The sequence below is a fragment of the Synechococcus sp. BIOS-E4-1 genome (genome assembly GCF_014279995.1).
Taxonomy (GTDB): Bacteria; Cyanobacteriota; Cyanobacteriia; order PCC-6307; family Cyanobiaceae; genus Synechococcus_C.
This window is the reverse complement of sequence record NZ_CP047935.1, coordinates 999,609-1,013,017: the sequence shown is the minus strand read 5'-3', so window position 1 is coordinate 1,013,017 and position 13,409 is coordinate 999,609. Positions and strand designations below refer to the sequence as shown.

Here is a 13,409-nt window from a genome sequence, read left to right as displayed (position 1 = left end):
CCCCTGCAGCATTTAACAAAGTATTTTAAACTATCGCCAAACCATTCAAAACCAGAACATTCAAGCAAATGCGTTACAGTTTTTAATTACACTTTGCCACCAATCAAAACCGATCAAACCAATACCGCTGACAGAACAATTAGACTTGACCTAACACCCATACTCAAGCAAACAATACAGCAATCTAAGAAGAACCCAATCTCAAACAAAACAAAACAAAAGCAACCTTAAACCACCAGACCCAAAAAACTATTTGGAGCGATGATCAATTAATTCAATAAGATGAGCATCATGCTTATTGCAGAAGTCAGAAACACACTCGCGCAAAATATGTCCAATAGAAACGCCTTCGGTATAACAGAGAAGTTTTAATTTCTTATGGAGTTCATCGCTGAGCTCAAACGTGACCCGTTTCATATGAAAACAGCTAGCTTAATAAGAGCGTAAAACAAAGAAAAGCCCTATTCCATTGATCCTAGATCGTTTAATAAGAAATGGATTCAGAAAGCAATTCAGTTTACAAAGCTCAACAGCCCTCACCCACGGTGCAAGCAAATATTGCAATCACAAGCTTGATAGCAATGAGAGAATCACAAAGCAGTAAATTGATGAAAACATCCAGGAGCCCAATGTCTAAGGCTGCGCTGCATGCTTTTATTGACAGAGCAAGAGACGACCAGGCATTCCGAGACCAATTAGCTGATCTTGGACCGCAACAAATCATTGATTACGCGGCTCGCAATGGCTTCATGTTCTCCGACGAGATCAAAGGCCGATTCATCAATCGCTGGGCTGGTGTTTATTTCTGCCCTCAGGCCATTGAGGTTGGAACTCTTTGCCCCAAGCTGGTTCCTGCCGGCTACAAAAATTTGATCCACTACGCTCAGTCAACCTGCAGCTCTTCAGAACTCAAAGAAGAAGAGCATGATTTCAGATCAGGACAAAAATACTAATTAATTTGCCCTATACCAAAGAGATTGGATTAAATATTTCAGGCAATTCACCTGCTTAATATTCATCTTAACGCCAAATCGTAATGCCATTTGGATTAACACATATCCGCTCGCTGACTTGAGCTGTCTAAAATCACACCTACGCTCAAGCAGGTCAAAAGCGACTTCAAAACATCCAAGACAAGGCACAGATCACAATCAATTATCCCACAATAATTACTAGTTTAAACAACAATCCATACAACCAAATTCAGCCAAGTATCCATAAAAAAGATCACCGACGAGTTAACGGCTAATTCGTCAATCCATTCAACAGATCAAAACAATCTTTGTTTCGCCTGCCACATCAGCAATGATCACTGATTGCCGGTCACTGATCTCACAGCAAACCAGCAAAAAGCCCCCTCGTGAGAGGGGGCTTCCCGATTCAGCTAAAGCTGAATCTCTTGGAGACTTCAGCCTCAGCCGATGGCGGGAGCTTGCAGAGCCACAGGAGTGGACTCAGCAGCAGCCAGGTCGAGGGGGAAGTTGTGAGCATTGCGCTCGTGCATCACTTCCATGCCGAGGTTGGCGCGGTTCAGCACATCAGCCCAGGTGTTCAGGACGCGGCCCTGACCATCAAGGATGGACTGGTTGAAGTTGAAACCGTTCAGGTTGAAGGCCATGGTTGACACGCCCAGGGCGGTGAACCAGATGCCGACAACGGGCCAGGCAGCCAGGAAGAAGTGCAGGCTACGGCTGTTGTTGAACGATGCGTATTGGAAGATCAGGCGACCGAAGTAACCGTGGGCAGCCACGATGTTGTAGGTCTCTTCCTCTTGGCCGAACTTGTAGCCGTAGTTCAGTGAATCGTTCTCAGTGGTTTCGCGAACCAAGGAGGAGGTCACCAGTGAACCGTGCATGGCGGAGAACAGTGAACCACCGAAGACGCCAGCCACACCAAGCATGTGGAAGGGGTGCATCAGGATGTTGTGCTCGGCCTGGAACACCAACATGAAGTTGAAGGTGCCGGAGATGCCCAGGGGCATGCCGTCAGAGAAGGAACCCTGACCGAAGGGGTACACCAGGAACACAGCGAAGGCTGCAGACAGCGGTGCGCTGTAGGCAACGCAGATCCAGGGGCGCATGCCGAGGCGGTAGGAGAGTTCCCACTGACGCCCCATGTAGGCGGAGATGCCGATCAGGAAGTGGAAGACAACCAGCTGGTAAGGACCGCCGTTGTACAGCCACTCGTCGAGTGAAGCCGCTTCCCAGATGGGATAGAAGTGAAGGCCGATGGCGTTCGAGGAGGGCACAACAGCACCGGAGATGATGTTGTTGCCGTAGATCAGGGAGCCGGCGACGGGCTCACGGATGCCGTCGATGTCCACCGCGGGAGCGGCGATGAAGGCGATGATGAAGCAGACGGTGGCTGCAAGCAGACAGGGAATCATCAGCACACCGAACCAACCCACATAAATGCGGTTATTGGTGTCGGTGACCCACTGACAGAAATTTTCCCAACTGCCGCGGCGCCCGCTGCGGATTGCAGTAGCCATGAAAGGAATGAGAACGGATTTGAACCAGGCTTTCCAATAGGTCGGCCAAGATTCGAACCAAGGCTATGGAAATGTCGACTGATGGCCTGGCAATCACATCATTCGAGTCAACTCGCAGCATTGATTCATGACGACTTCATGAAGGCTTCATGAACAAACTTGAAGCAAGTTGAATGAAGAGGCTCGGATCGTGTGAATCATGCCGTTGTGCAGCTGTTGCGTTCCTCGATCCATTCACGGGCCTGCTGAGCAAATCCAGCAAGATTGAGGCGCTCCTGCTCTGCAGCACGCGCCACCAACAATGGAGCCTGTCGCTTGAGCTCATCCAGATCGGGCTCAGCGACGCCGGCGTTCAACGCCATCCAGTCGGCCATGGAAACGCCCACCACCCGGGTCAGGTAAGCAGCGCTCAATCCCTGCATGGCACCTGCGGCGATCCAGCTGGCCCCGTCAAGCTTGGCCAGTCCAAGCAGCGCCTGCCCGCTCAACTCCACAACACCCTGAGCCAGGGCGGCGCTGCCCAGCTGCCTGGCGACCACCTGCAGCACCTCGGCACTCCAGGGACAGCTCCAGATCGTGGCCATCTCCTTCACCATCAGGCCATTGCCCACGGCAACAGCCAACAGATCAACAGAGGGAACAGGCGAAGCGATGACAACGCCAGCGACAATCCACTGACTGCGCTGCAGCAGCAGGCGGAATCTCTCTCTTCGCAGTGTTTCAAGGTCGGCTTGCCAGCGCCGATGCAGATTGCTGAGCAAGCGTTGACGGGTGCCCTGTCGCACCCTTCCCGAACGCATCAGCTGTTGGCGAACCGGCTGGAGCACTCCCCGCAGTTCGATGGCTTGACCGGACCAAGGAAGCAGGCACTGATGCCATCGCTCCGGCAACTGACAGCGCAAAGCCTGCAGATGGTCATCGGCAGATTTGCCGGCTGAGGATCGCAGCAGCAGCCAAACCGGACGATCCGCAGGCAGCTGATCCAACCAGAGCAGGTCTGCAGCACGGAGAGGCAGGGACAACACATGCAGCAGCACATCCAGCTCCTGAAGGTCGTCAGGCCAGCACCAGGAGGTGGATGTCACCGGCAATGGATTGGCCAGGCAGAGATCGAGAGAGCTCACGCCCACCAAAGCCTGCTGCAACTGATCAGTAGCGGGCAGATCGGATCCCTCAGTCGCCACAACACCGAGAGTGAGCGGCGCATCAAAGCCTTCGATTCGCCGCAGCTCAGTTTCACGGGAGGAGCGCAATCCCTGCAGTTCCAACACCTCCTCAAGCTCCGCGAATTGGTTCAACACCCGCTCACAGCGCTCGATCCAAGCTTTCAAGGATGTCGGCTCACGGAAGCTGGGTGGCTTCGGAGGCCTGGACAACCACCACAGGCCAGTAGCAGCAACAGCAATGCCCAGCCCACCACCAGGAATGTGCAGCACATCCGACAGAAGCCACTGACCGGTTCCGATCACGCCAACTGACAGCAGAACACGTCTGGTCAAACCGGATGTCATGGTTCCATCACCCAGCGACAGGGAGCGGATCAATTGCACCGGGTACTGCACTGGGATCCTCCAGATCAGGCCTTCTTAGCTCACCTCCAGTGATACAGCCCAGAGAATCCACAGCCTGCAATCGATCAACAACTCGGTTCTGCCTGCCCCACCCGAATCCTGCAAGGGGGGAAGGATCTGGTCTCGACCGCAACAATCTCAGCAAAGCTGTTTGAAACGGTGCGGGTCACTGTCAGAAGCGCGGTGATGCGTCACACTTGCGCCTGACTCCAGGCCCCAGGCCATGACTGATTCCTACAGCGATTCCCGCCATCAGGGCGGACAAGGTGACGACGGCCGCGATGGCCGTCGTGGAGGCCGCGGAGGTCGCGGCCAGGGCAACCGTGAGGGCGGTGGCTTCAGAATCAGACTGAGCGACAACGAAATGCGCTCCGCAAGAGCTCTCCAGGAGGCCTTCAATCTTCGCTCAACCGTTGCCGTGCTTGGCTTCGCAGTGCGCACACTCGGCCAGATGCTCGAGGAGGGGAAGCTGGAGGAGCTGGTGGCTCAGCAACGTGCCCAGGGCAACCAGGGCAGCCGTGGTGGTGGCCGTCGTGATGATGACCGTGGCGGTCGCCGTGAGGGCCGTGGAGAGGGAGGTCGCGGTTCCCGACCGGATCCCTTCGCGCGCCCGGCCAAGCCCCAGCCCCCCGCACCTGAACCGGAGCCTGAAGAGGTTGCCGAAACAGCAGCTCCTGCAGAAGCGGACTCAACTTCTCAACAACCGGCAGGAGATGACGGCGCAAACCAGGACAGCACAGCAGAGGCCTGATTGATGAGGCTGCCTCGTGTTCTTTCGGGCGTCCAGCCGACGGGCGCCCTTCATCTGGGCAACTGGCTGGGAGCGATCCGCAACTGGGTTGATCTGCAGAAGGATCACGACACCTTTTTCTGTGTGGTCGACCTGCATGCCATCACCGTTCCCCATGACCCGGATCGCTTAGCCCAGGACACTCTCAGCACAGCAGCGCTGTATCTGGCCTGCGGGCTGGATCCGAAGCACTCGACTGTTTTTGTTCAGAGCCAGGTGGCCGCCCACAGCGAGCTCTGCTGGCTGCTGAACTGCGTCACGCCTCTGAATTGGCTGGAAAGGATGATCCAGTTCAAGGAAAAGGCGGTCAAACAAGGCGACAACGTGTCTGTGGGCCTGCTCGACTACCCCGTGCTGATGGCAGCGGACATCCTTTTATATGACGCTGATCTGGTTCCGGTCGGCGAAGACCAGAAGCAACACCTGGAACTGGCCCGTGACATCGCTCAACAGCGCATCAATGCCCGCTTCGGCAAGGCTGAGACCCCGGTGCTCAAGGTTCCCAAACCACTCATCCTCAAGGAAGGCGCCAGGGTCATGAGCCTGACGGATGGCCGCAGCAAGATGAGCAAGAGCGATCCCAATGAGGGAAGCCGCATCACCCTGCTTGACCCACCCGAACTGATTGCCAAGAAAATCAAACGGGCCAAAACAGACCCTGAGCGTGGTCTTGAATTTGACAACCCCGATCGCCCCGAGACCGACAACCTGCTGGGGCTTTACGCCATCCTCAGCGGCAAGGGACGCGACGCCGTGTCCAAGGAGTGCGTTGAGATGGGCTGGGGCCAGTTCAAACCGCTGCTGGCGGAGGCCATGATTGCTGCTCTCGAGCCCATTCAGGAGCGTTACCGCCTGCTGATGGACGACCGCGCTCAACTGGAGATGGTCCTGCAGCAAGGTCGCGAGCGGGCTGGTGCCGTGGCTTGCTCCACTGTCAGGCGGACACGAGAAGCCATGGGTTTCCTCAGTGCCAGCTAATCAGTTCCAAATCAATTAAAAAGATTCGCTAATACTTAAAGCCTGATGAGAGCACCAAGCGCATCAAAGGGCACGCACTTGATGGGTTGCACTCCATCAGGCCGGTCTCGCGAGTCCAGCGCCGAGATTTGACTGAGCTTTTCTGCCTAGGCATATCAACGGCAACGCGTCAAGAGAGCGCTCGAGGCCCTCGCCATCAAGCCATGGCATTGACGAGGCTGGCGGCTCCTTTGTTTGGAGTTAACTCGGTTGCTGCATCGATTCACCCAACGGATCCAACCCCTTGTCCAGGCCGCTCCAAAAGCCATCGGTCTTGGCTCGATCGGAATGGGATTGGCGCTTTCCCTGGGACAGAGCCTGCAGGCTGAGCGCTCCAGCGAACGCAATCAGCAGAACCGCATGGTTGCCGAGGCACTGAAGCCGCAGCGATCCGCGAACACCACGGCGGACAACATCAGCGATGCGGCCCTCTCCAGCCAGCCCGCATCGCATTACGCGATCACCCCTGAACGTCGTGCACTGCTTAACACCATTCGCTTTGCTGAAGGCACCTGGAAGGACGGCAAGGATCTCGGCTACCGCATCCTTTACGGAGGAGGCCAGTTTCAGGACCTCTCTCGCCATCCCGAACGTGTGGTCGTCAAGCGATATACCAGCGCCGCAGCAGGGGCTTATCAGTTCCTCCCCACCACCTGGCAGGAAGTCGCCCACAGACTTGACCTGCCCAGCTTCGCCCCTGAGCACCAGGACCAGGCAGCGCTGCATCTCGTTAAAAAGCGTGGCGCCTTGCAGGAGATCGATCGCAATGGCCTCACCAAAGCTGCAATGAATCGGCTCGCACCGGAATGGGCTTCGTTTCCAACCCATGCCGGCCAAAGCGCCTACGGACAACCCGTGAAAAGCCATGCCGAACTGGTGGCCTTCTATGTGACCAATCTGAGTCAGCTGCGTCGGGGCGCCTGAAGGCGCTTCAGCTGACAACAGCAGAGAAACCCTGCCCAGCAGCGGATAGCGCCATCACCACATCCTGTTGGGCGACTTGCAGCCAAGTGCCACAAGCGGAAAGCTCATCCTGAGGAACGCGAAACACGGGCCGAAAGAGCCCAGACCTCCATCACCAGCTGATGCCAGGGAGCCATCGCTTTCATCGAGACGGCGACAGGCTCGGATGAGGCCTGCAACAGAGAGCGGGTGGCAGCGATCGAACGCTTTCCGTCAGCGAGACGTTCGGCCAAATCCAGACGATCACCGGACGCGAGAACACTGTCGGGACATTGCTCAAGTATTGACTGACCCCTGGTAAACCAGTGGTCGAAATCAGCAAGCAATGAAGCGAGGAGTGACCTCAGCAAGTCACCATCTTCAGCATCAGAGGACAAGTGAAACGAGCCTCGTTCTTTTGCGAGCGTACATCCACTAATAGGATGTTCGTGGCTGTCAGCTGCGGCAACAGCCATCGATCAGATCTCAGGACTCAAGCATCCATGCCCGTCGTCACTCTTCCAAACGGAACCACCAAAAGTTTTGACGGGCCAGTCACCATCGCAGACGTCGCTGCATCAATCGGCCCCGGACTGGCAAAAGCAGCTGTCGCAGGAGTCGTTGACGGTGAATCCTTGGATATGGCTATGCCTATCGAAAAGGATGTTGACCTACGTCTGTTAACAGCAAAAGATGCTGAAGGAATTGACATCATAAGACATTCATTTGCTCATCTCGTAGGACATGCGGTCAAACAGCTTTACCCAGAAGCTCGTATGGCGATTGGTCCTGTCATTAAAGACGGATTTTATTATGACATTGCCTATGACAAACCCTTCACCCCGGAAGACTTAGAAGCCATAGAACAGCGAATGAAAGAACTGATTGCAAAAGACTACGAAGTGAATGTTGAGGTAGTGAATCGCAACCAGGCAAAACAAGCATTCGAATCCAGAGAAGAGCCATACAAACTGGAAATTGTTGAAGAAATACCCGATGGCGAGATAATCAAGCTCTACCACCATGAGGAATACACAGACATGTGCCGCGGGCCTCATGTCCCCAATACAAGACACTTGCGACATTTCAAATTAATGAAGGTGTCTGGTGCTTATTGGAGAGGTGACTCCAAAAACCAGATGCTCCAAAGAATCTATGGAACTGCCTGGAGTACAGAGAAAGAACTCAAATCGCACTTAAAACAGCTCGAAGAAGCCGAAAAAAGAGATCACCGACGCCTCGGTCGTCAGCTCTCGCTGTTTCACATCCAGGACAATGCACCAGGAATGGTGTTCTGGCACCCACCGGGATGGGCTATCTATCAAAAGCTCCAACAATTCATCCGAAGACGACTAAGAGAAGCTGGCTACCAAGAAATCAGCACTCCTCAGATTGTTGACAGAACCTTGTGGGAGAAATCAGGACATTGGGACAAGTTTAAAGAAGACATGTTCACAACCTCCTCTGAAAACAGAGACTACGCGGTTAAGCCAATGAACTGCCCGTGTCATGTTCAAATCTTCAACCAGGGATTACGTAGTTATAAAGACTTGCCAGTCAGACTTTCCGAATTTGGCTCATGCCACAGAAACGAGCCATCAGGAACACTTCATGGATTGATGAGGGTCAGAAACTTCGTTCAGGATGATGGGCATATTTTTTGCTCAGAAGACCAAGTTCAGTCCGAGGTTTCCAACTTCATCGACCTTGTATTTGACGTCTACAAAACACTTGGATTTGACACGATTTCAATCAAATTATCTACACGTCCTGAAAAGAGAGTGGGTAGCGATGAAGTCTGGGACAAATCCGAAAAAGCACTCCAAGAGGCATTAGACAATAAAAACCTGGAATGGGAGTTGTATCCAGGAGAAGGAGCTTTCTATGGCCCCAAAATCGAATTCTCTTTACAAGACTGCTTAGGAAGGGTATGGCAGTGCGGAACAATCCAGGTCGACTTCTCAATGCCTGACCGTCTCGATGCAAGCTTCATTGGGGAAGATGGATTACGCCATACACCCGTAATGCTTCACAGAGCAGTTCTCGGCAGTTTCGAACGCTTCATCGGCATTCTGATTGAAAACTATGCCGGTGAATTCCCGTTCTGGCTTGCACCAGAACAAATCAGAATCCTTCCAGTGAGTGATGATGCGAGAAACTTCTCTGAAACGGTCCAGAAACAGTTACTCAATCAGGGTATTTCCGCCACGGTCGATGAATCAGGGGAGCGCCTTGGCAAATTAATCCGCAATGGAGAAAAATCCAAAATCCCTGTGTTGGCAGTGATCGGAGCCAAAGAAGCCGAAAACAACACAGTCAGCCTTCGAAGCAGAAAAAATGGTGATCTTGGGGAAATATCTGTTAACGAATTGATCGATTACTGCAATAACGCAAACACCAAAAAATCAGAAGATCCTCTTGTCAAAGCAGTGGATTAATGAAGCTGAGTGACTTAAACCGGTTAAGGACTGCACCAATACTCAGTGCGAATGAGAGGGCCTTATTAATTCCAGATCTTCAGGAACAAATGACTCTTTATCGATGGTTCACAGCTGGGATCATGGCGTTAACGGCTGATCAGGCTGTCGAATCACTTCGCCAGCTTGAACAACATCAGGGCTGGGCCGCTCACGAGCTCATCGCTGATCCCGCACTGGAAGGACCGGTTTATCTCAAGGCCAACCAACAGACATTGACCGCCAGGATGCGCATCGAGCATGGTCTCGGGGAAGGAATCCTGATCAGCGGTCACGGCTATGACAACACCGAGCCAAGCGTGACCTGGGGGCCGCTGCCCCTGGATTTCTTCGAGTCGACCACCTGAGGCTTCTCCATCCTTGAGCTGGGTGATCCCAATTGGTTGCCGAGTTTCGGCGTGAGCTCCAGCCTGAAGACAGCAGGCTTGATCCGTAGCCATGGCAGCCAAGACCTACCTGGCAGGCGATCTTGGAGGCACAAAGACACTCCTGAGCATCTACAGGGAAATTGATGGGCAGCTCAAGAAAGAGCACAGCCACCGCTACAAATCAGCGGATTGGCACGATCTCGAGTCGATGCTCAAGCATTTTCTGGATCAGACACCTGCCGAGCTGCCAAGGCCAACCACCAGCTGCATTGCCGTTGCCGGGCCTGTGCATCAGGGCAGCGCGAAGCTCACCAATCTGCCCTGGCAGATGAGTCAGACGTCCTTATCCGCTGCAACGGGGTTGCAACACCTGGAGCTGGTCAATGACTTCTCTGTACTGATCCATGGGCTTTCCCATTTCAGTCACGAGCAACAGGTCGTGTTGCAGATGGGACGCGACCGTTCGACTCCCGCACCTGCCGGTGCCGAAAACGGACCTGTGGCCATTCTCGGTGCGGGAACCGGCCTCGGCATGGCGCGCGGACTACCCACTCCGAACGGCTGGCTTGCCATACCCAGCGAAGGCGGACACAGGGAATTTGCACCGCGCAACGAGGCGGAATGGGAATTAGCTCAGTGGCTGAAGCAGGACCTTGAACTGCCACGGTTGTCCATCGAGCGGATTGTCAGTGGCACAGGACTGGGGCATGTGATGAATTGGCTGCTCCATCGTCAGTCGGGGATCGAGCATTTTCTGATGGCTCAGGCCCACGCCTGGCGCACCCTGTCTGCCGATCAACCCGGCTATCAAGATCTCCCGTCCTGCACAGGCAAAGCAGCCGCAAACGGTGATCATCTCGCTGGCGAAGCCATGAAACTCTGGCTGGGAGCCTATGGATCCGTCGCTGGTGACCTGGCGCTCCAGGAGCTCTGTATCGGAGGTCTCTGGATCGGAGGGGGAACGGCCCCGAAAAACCTGGATGGACTGGGTTCCAGGCAGTTTCTTGAGCCATTGCGGTCCAAAGGACGATTTCGATCTCTGATCGAGGGAATGACCATCCGTGCGGTCATTGATCCGGAGGCCGGATTGTTCAGCGCGGCTTGCCGTGCACGTGATCTCTTGGAGTCGGGTGGGACACTGGCCTGAGCAGAGCAGCAGGGATGGCGCAGCCGCGCATAGGCCAGACCGTGGTGGTGGATGTACCAGCCACCACCGCCAACATCGGGCCAGGCTTTGACTGCCTTGGCGCCGCACTGGATCTCAACAATCGCTTCACGATGCGGCGCATCGAGGGCCATGGAGAACGTTTTGAGCTGATTATCGAAGGACAGGAGGGATCTCACCTGCGAGGCGGTGCTGAAAATCTCGTGTATAGAGCTGCTCAACGCGTCTGGAAAGCGGCCGGAGAAGAACCAGTTGCTCTTGAGGCAAGAGTACGTCTCGCCGTGCCTCCAGCAAGAGGACTGGGCAGCAGCGCCACGGCAATCGTGGCAGGGCTTGTAGGAGCCAACGCGCTGGTGGGAGAGCCTCTGAGTCGGGAAAAACTGCTGGAGCTTGCGATCGATATCGAAGGGCATCCCGACAATGTCGTTCCCTCGCTGCTCGGCGGCCTCTGCATGACGGCCAAGGCCGCCTCACAACGCTGGCGGGTTGTGCGCTGCGAATGGATGAACAGCATCAAGGCCGTTGTGGCGATTCCAGCGATACGACTGAGCACCAGTGAAGCCCGTCGTGCGATGCCCAAGGCTGTGCCGATCAGCGATGCGGTGGTCAACCTGGGGGCACTGACACTGCTGCTCCAGGGATTGCGCACAGGGAATGGCGACCTGATCGCAGATGGAATGCACGACAGGCTGCATGAGCCCTATCGCTGGCGATTGATCAAGGGCGGACAGGAAGTCAAGGAAGCCGCGCTTGCTGCAGGAGCCTGGGGATGCGCCATCAGTGGTGCCGGCCCAAGCATTCTGGCTCTCTGTTGCGAAGAGCATGGTGCAGCCGTCAGCCAGGCGATGGTGAAGGCATGGGAATCCGTGGGCGTTGCCAGTCGCGCACCGCTGCTCAGCCTGCAAACAGCAGGCAGTCACTGGCAGCCCAAGGACGCAGGCTGAGCTCAGAGCTGGGTAGAAGTACTCAGGAGAGGCCTCGGGGCTGATAAGTTCAATCACAATCCGGGGAGTCTCATGGACGCCAACCTGCCGCTGACGGCTGCGTCCGACGCAGGGTTCCCCTGGCTTTCGCTGATCGTGCTGCTTCCTGCAGCAGCAGCGCTGTTGATGCCGCTTCTCCCAGGGGAAGACCAGAACACTTCGCCGATCCCACGCAATCTCACGATTGCCGTCCTGCTGGCGGATCTCGGCCTGATGATCATTGCGTTCAGCCGTCACTACGACCCGCTGGAGAGTCAACTCCAGCTGGTGGAACGGGTCAGTTGGGTGCCCGCAATCGGCCTGGAGTGGTCCCTTGGAGCGGACGGACTGTCAGCTCCACTTGTTGTGCTCAGCGGTCTGGTCACGCTGCTGACCGTTGCCGCCAGCTGGAATATCACCCATAAATCGAGGCTCTATTTCGCACTTCTGCTTGTCCAGGCCTCAGCGCAGGCCCTGGTGTTTCTGTCCCAGGACTTCCTGCTGTTCTTCCTGGCCTGGGAGCTGGAACTGGTGCCGGTGTACCTGCTGATTGCCATCTGGGGCGGTCAGAACCGTCAGTACGCGGCAACCAAATTCATTCTCTACACAGCGCTGGCATCTCTGTTGATCCTGATCAGTGGGCTGGCCATCGCCAATTCCGGTGACAGCTTCAGCCTCAACATGACTGAGATGGCCCAGCGCTCTCCCGGAGGCAGCTTCGGCCTGCTCTGCTACCTGGGTTTCCTGGTGGGATTCGGTGTGAAATTGCCGATTTTCCCTCTGCACACCTGGCTTCCGGATGCCCACGGTGAAGCGAATGCTCCCGTCTCCATGTTGCTTGCCGGGGTTCTGCTCAAGATGGGCGGTTACGCGCTGCTGCGCTTCAACGTGCAGATGCTGCCGGAAGCCCATTTGGTGCTTGCACCAGCTCTGATCATTCTCGGGATTGTCAACATCGTTTATGGCGCTCTCAACGCCTTTGCCCAGGACAATGTGAAGCGCAGGATCGCCTGCAGCTCAGTCAGTCACATGGGCTTCGTGCTGGTGGGGATCGGCGCCGTCGATGCTCTCGGCCTGAGTGGAGCCATGCTGCAGATGATCAGCCATGGTCTGATCGCGGCAGCGATGTTCTTCGTCACGGGTTGCTTCTACGAACGCACCAAGACCCTCTCGATCCCCAACATGGGAGGCCTGGCCAAGGCGCTGCCGATCACATTCGCTTTTTTCCTTGCCAGCTCCCTAGCCTCACTGGCCCTACCGGGCATGAGCGGCTTCATCAGCGAAATCACAGTGTTCCTCGGCATCACAAGTCAGGAAAGCTTCACCACCTTTTTCAGAGTCACGACCATCGTGCTGGCGGCCATCGGGCTCGTCCTCACTCCCATCTACCTGTTGTCCATGTGCCGGAGAGTGTTTTTCGGACCACGCATTCCCGCACTCGCTTTCGTGAAGGACATGCGCCCTCGGGAAGCGGTGATCGGACTCACCCTGCTTGTCCCAACACTGGTGATCGGTTTCTGGCCTCGGATCGCCATGGATCTCTATGAAGCATCCACCGATGCCCTTGCCTCCGATCTGGCAAGTCACACGGTTATTGCTGCCCGCGCCCTTCTCCCCACCGGCTGA

The 13,409-nt window shown here is 55.5% G+C and carries 12 protein-coding genes; 9 read left to right on the top strand and 3 right to left on the bottom strand.

Features of this window, described 5'->3' with window-relative positions; all coding sequences use genetic code 11:
- Positions 1 to 494 precede the first annotated feature (494 nt).
- Positions 495 to 953: a Nif11-like leader peptide family natural product precursor gene (locus SynBIOSE41_RS04975; protein ID WP_255475959.1), complete on the top strand. Its 459-nt coding sequence runs from the start codon at positions 495 to 497 to the stop codon at positions 951 to 953.
- A 461-nt stretch (positions 954 to 1,414) separates the two neighbouring features.
- On the opposite strand, the gene psbA is transcribed toward SynBIOSE41_RS04975, so the two are convergent.
- Positions 1,415 to 2,491, bottom strand: coding sequence for a photosystem II q(b) protein (gene psbA, locus SynBIOSE41_RS04970; protein ID WP_186539848.1), 1,077 nt, complete (start codon positions 2,489 to 2,491; stop codon positions 1,415 to 1,417).
- Positions 2,492 to 2,688: 197 nt separating this feature from the next.
- The gene (locus SynBIOSE41_RS04965) at positions 2,689 to 4,002 is read right to left on the bottom strand and encodes a YcjF family protein (protein ID WP_186539847.1); all 1,314 of its coding nucleotides are present in this window, start codon (positions 4,000 to 4,002) and stop codon (positions 2,689 to 2,691) included.
- 283 nt (positions 4,003 to 4,285) lie between these two features.
- Here SynBIOSE41_RS04965 and SynBIOSE41_RS04960 point away from each other — a divergent pair, with 283 nt between their 5' ends.
- The 3 genes from SynBIOSE41_RS04960 to SynBIOSE41_RS04950 all read left to right on the top strand — a co-directional run bounded on the left by SynBIOSE41_RS04960 (position 4,286) and on the right by SynBIOSE41_RS04950 (position 6,793).
- On the top strand, positions 4,286 to 4,813 hold the full coding sequence (locus SynBIOSE41_RS04960) for a hypothetical protein (protein ID WP_186539846.1): 528 nt from the start codon (positions 4,286 to 4,288) through the stop codon (positions 4,811 to 4,813).
- 3 nt (positions 4,814 to 4,816) lie between these two features.
- Positions 4,817 to 5,830 carry a tryptophan--tRNA ligase gene (gene trpS / locus SynBIOSE41_RS04955; RefSeq protein WP_186539845.1) on the top strand — a complete coding sequence of 338 codons (1,014 nt, stop codon included), beginning with the start codon at positions 4,817 to 4,819 and terminating at the stop codon, positions 5,828 to 5,830.
- A 249-nt stretch (positions 5,831 to 6,079) separates the two neighbouring features.
- Positions 6,080 to 6,793, top strand: coding sequence for an endolysin (locus SynBIOSE41_RS04950; RefSeq protein ID WP_370594182.1), 714 nt, complete (start codon positions 6,080 to 6,082; stop codon positions 6,791 to 6,793).
- A 104-nt stretch (positions 6,794 to 6,897) separates the two neighbouring features.
- On the opposite strand, the gene SynBIOSE41_RS04945 is transcribed toward SynBIOSE41_RS04950, so the two are convergent.
- Entirely contained in the window at positions 6,898 to 7,182 is a 285-nt protein-coding gene (locus SynBIOSE41_RS04945; protein ID WP_255475957.1) for a DUF2605 domain-containing protein, read from the bottom strand.
- 132 nt (positions 7,183 to 7,314) lie between these two features.
- Here SynBIOSE41_RS04945 and thrS point away from each other — a divergent pair, with 132 nt between their 5' ends.
- The 5 genes from thrS to SynBIOSE41_RS04920 all read left to right on the top strand — a co-directional run bounded on the left by thrS (position 7,315) and on the right by SynBIOSE41_RS04920 (position 13,409).
- On the top strand, positions 7,315 to 9,249 hold the full coding sequence (gene thrS, locus SynBIOSE41_RS04940; protein ID WP_186539843.1) for a threonine--tRNA ligase: 1,935 nt from the start codon (positions 7,315 to 7,317) through the stop codon (positions 9,247 to 9,249).
- Positions 9,249 to 9,635, top strand: coding sequence for a DUF1824 family protein (locus tag SynBIOSE41_RS04935; RefSeq protein WP_186539842.1), 387 nt, complete (start codon positions 9,249 to 9,251; stop codon positions 9,633 to 9,635). Before thrS ends, SynBIOSE41_RS04935 begins: the two co-directional genes overlap by 1 nt.
- Positions 9,636 to 9,726: 91 nt before the next feature.
- Complete coding sequence (locus SynBIOSE41_RS04930; RefSeq protein WP_186539841.1) at positions 9,727 to 10,803, top strand: glucokinase; 1,077 nt, start codon at positions 9,727 to 9,729, stop codon at positions 10,801 to 10,803.
- Between the two features lie 14 nt (positions 10,804 to 10,817).
- A complete protein-coding gene (thrB, locus tag SynBIOSE41_RS04925) occupies positions 10,818 to 11,765 on the top strand; it encodes a homoserine kinase (RefSeq protein WP_186539840.1) in 948 nt (315 codons plus the stop codon).
- A 72-nt stretch (positions 11,766 to 11,837) separates the two neighbouring features.
- Positions 11,838 to 13,409 (top strand): NAD(P)H-quinone oxidoreductase subunit 4, encoded by a 1,572-nt coding sequence (locus SynBIOSE41_RS04920; RefSeq protein WP_186539839.1) that lies wholly within the window; start codon positions 11,838 to 11,840, stop codon positions 13,407 to 13,409.

Excerpts from the sequence above, each read along its gene's own strand:
- SynBIOSE41_RS04975 (WP_255475959.1), top strand. The coding sequence starts at position 495 with ATGGATTCAGAAAGCAATTCAGTTTACAAAGCTCAACAGCCCTCACCC.
- psbA (WP_186539848.1), bottom strand. The coding sequence starts at position 2,491 with ATGGCTACTGCAATCCGCAGCGGGCGCCGCGGCAGTTGGGAAAATTTC.
- SynBIOSE41_RS04965 (WP_186539847.1), bottom strand. The coding sequence starts at position 4,002 with ATGACATCCGGTTTGACCAGACGTGTTCTGCTGTCAGTTGGCGTGATC.
- SynBIOSE41_RS04960 (WP_186539846.1), top strand. The coding sequence starts at position 4,286 with ATGACTGATTCCTACAGCGATTCCCGCCATCAGGGCGGACAAGGTGAC.
- trpS (WP_186539845.1), top strand. The coding sequence starts at position 4,817 with ATGAGGCTGCCTCGTGTTCTTTCGGGCGTCCAGCCGACGGGCGCCCTT.
- thrS (WP_186539843.1), top strand. The coding sequence starts at position 7,315 with ATGCCCGTCGTCACTCTTCCAAACGGAACCACCAAAAGTTTTGACGGG.
- SynBIOSE41_RS04935 (WP_186539842.1), top strand. The coding sequence starts at position 9,249 with ATGAAGCTGAGTGACTTAAACCGGTTAAGGACTGCACCAATACTCAGT.
- SynBIOSE41_RS04930 (WP_186539841.1), top strand. The coding sequence starts at position 9,727 with ATGGCAGCCAAGACCTACCTGGCAGGCGATCTTGGAGGCACAAAGACA.
- thrB (WP_186539840.1), top strand. The coding sequence starts at position 10,818 with ATGGCGCAGCCGCGCATAGGCCAGACCGTGGTGGTGGATGTACCAGCC.
- SynBIOSE41_RS04920 (WP_186539839.1), top strand. The coding sequence starts at position 11,838 with ATGGACGCCAACCTGCCGCTGACGGCTGCGTCCGACGCAGGGTTCCCC.